The organism is Leisingera sp. ABD4_442 (genome assembly GCF_056160905.1).
The window spans coordinates 1-847 of sequence record NZ_JBSWYB010000097.1; the positions used below are offsets into that span (position 1 = coordinate 1).

Below are 847 nucleotides of genomic sequence, written 5' to 3' on the forward strand. Positions count from 1 at the left end.
TAGGGTCAGGACCCATTGATTTTCACTTGGCGGCGTGATTCACGGTTCGAAAACCGAGCGGTGAACATGTCTGATCTTTTCTGGCTGACAGATGCGCAGATGGCGCGTCTTGATCCCTTTTTCCCGAAATCACACGGCAAACCTCGCGTTGATGATCGGCGTGTGCTGAGTGGGATTATCTTCATCAATCGCAATGGCTTGCGCTGGCGGGATGCGCCGAAGGAATACGGCCCGCACAAGACCTTGTACAACCGTTGGAAGCGATGGAGCGACAAAGGCATTTTTGCCCGGATGATGGCCGGTCTGGCTGCTGATCATGGCGAAGATAAGACCGTGATGATCGACGCAACTTACCTGAAAGCGCACCGAACAGCCTCCAGTCTCGGGGTCAAAAAGGGGGGCGCGGACGGCTGATCGGGCGCACCAAGGGTGGAATGAACACCAAGCTGCACGCGATCTGTGACAGCCAGGGACGACCGCTGGACCTGTTCGTGACCGCTGGGCAGGTCAGCGATTACACCGGAGCAAAGGCCCTGCTGAGCGGCCTGCCTGATGTCGAATGGCTTCTGGGAGATCGCGGATATGATGCCGATTGGTTCAGAGAAGCTTTGAAAGACAAAGGGATACGTCCGTGCATTCCCGGTCGGAAGCAGCGTAAGAAACCCGTCCGGTACGACAAACGCAGATACAGACGCCGCAGTCGGATTGAAATCATGTTCGGCAGGCTCAAAGACTGGCGGCGTGTTGCAACGCGATACGACAGATGCCCAAAGGTCTTCCTGTCAGCAATCGCGCTTGCAGCCCTCGTAATCTACTGGCTTTGAAACTCAATGAGTCCAGAGCCTAG

Annotated in this window: 1 protein-coding gene; it reads left to right on the forward strand. The window is 56.0% G+C overall.

Annotated elements, in window-relative coordinates; all coding sequences use genetic code 11:
- Positions 1–66 precede the first annotated feature (66 nt).
- Positions 67–824 (forward strand): IS5 family transposase gene (locus tag ACXAHG_RS23515; protein ID WP_475061245.1). Its coding sequence is split into 2 segments (ribosomal slippage): positions 67–385 and positions 385–824, totalling 759 coding nucleotides; the frame shifts between segments, so codons are not numbered across the junction.
- The last annotated feature ends 23 nt before the right edge of the window (positions 825–847 follow it).